We start from the raw sequence: 4,109 nt of genomic DNA on the forward strand, positions 1-4,109 counted from the left end.
CTGGTCGCCCGTGACGGCCGCGACGCCCGCCCACTGCGCGGGCGCGCTGACGCAGCTGATGGTCGCCTCCTGGACGGTGCGCATCGTGGTCGTCATCCCGGTCGGCACCACGAGGTAGCCGACGCGGACCCCCGTCAGCGCGTAGGTCTTCGAGAGCGAGAAGGCGCTCAGGACGCGCTGCTCCCCCGGCTCCTGCAGGCTCGCGATGCTCACGTGCTCGGCATCGTGCACGAAGTACTCGTAGACCTCGTCGCTGATCACCCAGAGGTCGTGGCGGCGCGCGAACGCGAGGAGCTCCTGCAGCGTCTCCCGCGGGAACACGGCGCCGAGCGGGTTCGACGGCGAGTTGACGACGAGCACGCGCGTGCGCGCGGTGACGAGCCGCTCGAGCTCCTCCATGTCGGGCAGGAATCCGCGCTCGGGCAGGAGCGGGTAGGGCACGGGCTCCGCCTGGAGCATGCGCGCGCCCATCGAGAAGGTCGTGTAGCCCGGATCCGGCACGAGGGCCTCGTCGCCCGCGCCCAGCGTGAGGGTCATCGCCTGGTACAGCGCCTGCGTCGCGCCGACGGTCACCCAGACCTGCTCCGTCTGCACGTCGAGCCCGTCGTCGCGGCGCAGCTTCTCCACGAGCGCGGCGCGGAGCTCCGGGATGCCGGCGTTCGGGGTGTAGTCCGTGCGGTCCTCCGCCCAGGCCACGCGGGCGGCCTCGCGGATGTGCGGCGCCACGGGTACGTCCGGTTCGCCGACGCCCAGCGCGATGACGTCGTCCACCTCGAAGGACAGCTCGAGGATGCGGCGGATGCCCGACTCGGGCACGGACGGGATGTGGGGCGCGAGACGGGGCACGGCGTCGAGCGTATTCCCGTGGGTGGGGCACGCACGAGCGCGCGGCGGGCGGGCGCTCGGCGGGCGGCGGTCGCCCGGCGGGCAGCGGTCGCGCGGCCGTCGACCGACCGGCCCGCCGCGCGTCGATAGGCTCGCGGCATGGGCATCCCCGACTTCATCGTCTCCCTCCGCGAGCGGGTCGGCACCGCTCCCCTGTGGCTCTCGGGCGTCACCGCCGTGATCCTCGACGGCCCCCGCATCCTCCTCGTCCGTCGCGGCGACACCGGCGCGTGGACGCCCGTCTCGGGGATCCTCGAGCCCGGCGAGGAGCCCGCCGTCGGCGCGTGGCGCGAGGCGGAGGAGGAGACCGGCGTGACCGTGGAGGTGGAGCGGCTGGTCGCCGTGGGGACGACCGACGAGATCACCTACCCCAACGGCGACCGCGCCAGCTACCTCGACCTGACGTTCCGCTGCCGCTACGTCTCGGGCGAGGCGCGCGTCAACGACGACGAGTCGCTGGAGGTCGCGTGGTGGCCGGCGGACGCGCTGCCGGAGATGTCCGCCGACTTCCTGGCGCGGATCCGGAACGCGCTGGACGACGAGCCCGAGACCCGCTTCCTCCGTCCCGGCGACGACGTCCCGCGCCACGACCGCGACGCGCGGGGCTCGGCGGCCTGATTTCCCGGCCCGGACCTGGTATCGTCGCCTGTTGGCTTGCGTGTGATCCTCCCCGATCACGCGGTATCGCCGCAGGCGCCCTCTCTCGCTGAGCGGCAACTCATACGACGAAAACTCGAACGGAAGACATAACACGTGGCAAACATCAAGTCGCAGATCAAGCGCATCGGCACCAACAAGAAGGCCCAGGAGCGCAACAAGGCCGTCAAGAGCGAGCTGAAGACGGCCATCCGGTCCGTCAAGACCGCGATCTCCGCGGGCGACAAGGACGCGGCCGTCAAGGCCGTCAGCCTCGCCGGCAAGAAGCTCGACAAGGCCGCCAGCAAGGGCGTCATCCACAAGAACCAGGCCGCGAACCGCAAGGGCGCGATCGCCAAGCAGGTCGCCAAGATCGGCTGACCTCCCCTGGTGTGATCGACGGGCTCCGCGCATCGCGCGGGGCCCGTCGTCATGTCCGGGTGCGGGTCCGTCGGGTGGGTCCCGCGGGCTGAGGCCCGTCGGGCGAGGCCCTCAGTCGCGGCCGCGGGAGGCGACGGTGCGCACCATGCGCTCCAGGGAGTAGACGGCATCCCGGCCGCCGCCCTTGACCTGCGCGTCCGCCTCGGCGAGTGCCTCGATGGCCCGGCCGAGGCCCGCGTCGTCCCACAGCTGCAGATCGCGCCGGGCGCGGTCGACCTGCCAGGGCGCCATGCCGAGCTTCGAGGCCAGCTGGCCCGACGCGCCGGAGACGCCCGACACCTTCGCCATGGTGCGGATCTTCATGGCGAACGCCGCGATGAGCGGCACCGGGTCCGCGCCCGAGGTGAGCGCGTGGCGGAGCAGCACGAGCGCCTCGCCGCTGCGCCCGGCGATAGCGGAGTCCGCGACCGCGAAGGCGTTGATCTCGACGCGCCCGCCGTAGTACTGGTCGACCGTGACCTCGGTGATCTCGTGCGCGGTGTCCGAGATGAGCTGCTGGCACGCCGACGCGAGCTCGCTCACGTCGTCCTGGAAGGCGGCCACGAGCTGCCGCACGGCGCCGGGCGTGATGGAGCGCTTCGCCGCGCGGAACTCCGCCACGGCGAAGTCGTGCTTCTCGCTGTCCTTCTTGAGCTCGGCGCACACGATCTCGATGCCGCCGCCGCTGCCCGAGCGCACGGCGTCGAGCAGCTTCTTGCCGCGCACTCCCCCGGCGTGCCGGAGCACGACGTAGGTGTCGTCCGCCGGGGAGTCGAGGTACGCGACCGCGTCGAGCAGGAACTGGTCGGAGCACTTCTCGACGTTGACCACCCGGATGAGACGAGGCTCGGCGAAGAGCGACGGGCTCGCGAGCGTGATGAGCTCGCCGGGCGCGTACGAGTCGGCCTCGATGTCGGAGACCTCGATGCTCGGGTCCTCCGCCGTGAGGATGTCGCGGAGGCGCCGCATCGCCCGGTCGGCGAGGAGCGCCTCGGTGCCGGACACGAGGACGACGGGCGCCGGCCGCACCGCGTCCCACGAGAGCTGCGGGATGGCCGCGGAGGGCTTCGCCGCCGTGCTGCGGGACGTCCTGGTCGCCATGCGGGTCCTTCCGGGAGGGTGCGGGTGCGGGGTGCGGGGTGCGTGATGCGGGGTTCGGCTGAGAGGCCCGGGGCGTGCCCGCGGTCGAGCGGATCCAGGTTAGCCGTCGGGTGGGACATCGTCCGGCCCGGGCACCGCCGCCGCCGGGCGCCTGGCGGTGGGCGACCGTCCCAGTGCCACGATGGCGACGACCAGCGCGATGGCGACGACGAGGGCGACGACGCCGGCGGGCCCCGCGGCCCAGGGCACGCGACCCCACGGCAGGGCGGACATGACGGAGGCGACCGCAGCGATCCAGCACGCGGGCAGCCAGGCGAGCCGCAGAACGAGGCCGCCGGCCGCGGGCCAGACCGGCAGGACGACGCATGCGACGAGGCCGCCGATCGTCGCGGGCGCGGCAGCGGGCTCGGCCAGGACGTTGGCGAGCACGCCGTGCACGGGGAGACCCGGCTGGAGGACGAGGAGGACCGGCTGGCACGCCACCTGGGCAGCGACGGGGATCGCGAGCGCCTCGGCCGGTCGGCGCGGCATCCGGCGCGCCATGCGGTCGGCGAGCGGAGGCGCGAGCACGAGCAGCCCGGCCGTCGCCAGCACGCTCAGGGCGAACCCGAGGTCGCGAGCCAGCCAGGGATCGCCCGTGAGCAGGACGACCACGGCCACGGCGAGGGCGGGGAGCCCGCGGGAGGGGCGGCCTGACGCGGTGGAGACGATGAGGACCGCGGCCATGACGGCGGCGCGCAGCACGCTGGGCTGCGGCGTCACGAGGACCACGAACGCGGCGAGGGAGGCCAGCGCCGCGACCGCGCGGGCCGGACGCCGCAGCCCGGCCGCGGCCGCGAGCGCGAGGACCAACCCGACGATGACCGCGCAGTTCGCGCCGGACACCGCCGTGAGGTGCGTCAGCGAGCTGTCCTTCATGGTCTGCGCGAGCTCGGGCGTGACGGCGGACACGTCGCCGATCGCGAGGCCGGGCAGCAGCTGGGCTCCCGGCCCGCCGAGGTCGGCCGCGGCATCGGCGAGGCCGGAGCGCAGGGCCTCCGCGAAGGCGAGCGGTCCCCCGGGCCGGC

The 4,109-nt window shown here is 73.9% G+C and carries 5 protein-coding genes; 2 read left to right on the forward strand and 3 right to left on the reverse strand.

Annotation, left to right across the window (positions count from 1 at the left end; translation table 11 throughout):
• Positions 1-846: pyridoxal phosphate-dependent aminotransferase (locus DZG00_RS13020; protein WP_119455700.1), on the reverse strand; the 846-nt coding region annotated here is incomplete at its 3' end.
• 138 nt (positions 847-984) lie between these two features.
• On the opposite strand from DZG00_RS13020, the gene DZG00_RS13025 reads away from it, so the two are divergent.
• Positions 985-1,503 carry an NUDIX hydrolase gene (locus tag DZG00_RS13025; protein WP_119382773.1) on the forward strand — a complete coding sequence of 173 codons (519 nt, stop codon included), beginning with the start codon at positions 985-987 and terminating at the stop codon, positions 1,501-1,503.
• Positions 1,504-1,638: 135 nt separating this feature from the next.
• Entirely contained in the window at positions 1,639-1,902 is a 264-nt protein-coding gene (rpsT, locus tag DZG00_RS13030) for a 30S ribosomal protein S20 (RefSeq protein ID WP_012299101.1), read from the forward strand.
• 111 nt (positions 1,903-2,013) lie between these two features.
• On the opposite strand, the gene holA is transcribed toward rpsT, so the two are convergent.
• On the reverse strand, positions 2,014-3,042 hold the full coding sequence (gene holA, locus DZG00_RS13035; RefSeq protein WP_119382772.1) for a DNA polymerase III subunit delta: 1,029 nt from the start codon (positions 3,040-3,042) through the stop codon (positions 2,014-2,016).
• A gap of 99 nt (positions 3,043-3,141) precedes the next feature.
• Positions 3,142-4,109: ComEC/Rec2 family competence protein (locus DZG00_RS13040; protein WP_147360003.1), on the reverse strand; the 968-nt coding region annotated here is incomplete at its 5' end.

The organism is Clavibacter lycopersici (genome assembly GCF_003576405.1).
Lineage (GTDB): Bacteria > Actinomycetota > Actinomycetes > Actinomycetales > Microbacteriaceae > Clavibacter > Clavibacter lycopersici.

Coding starts and splice junctions, on each gene's coding strand:
- DZG00_RS13025 (WP_119382773.1), top strand. CDS start 985: ATGGGCATCCCCGACTTCATCGTCTCCCTCCGCGAGCGGGTCGGCACC.
- holA (WP_119382772.1), bottom strand. CDS start 3,042: ATGGCGACCAGGACGTCCCGCAGCACGGCGGCGAAGCCCTCCGCGGCC.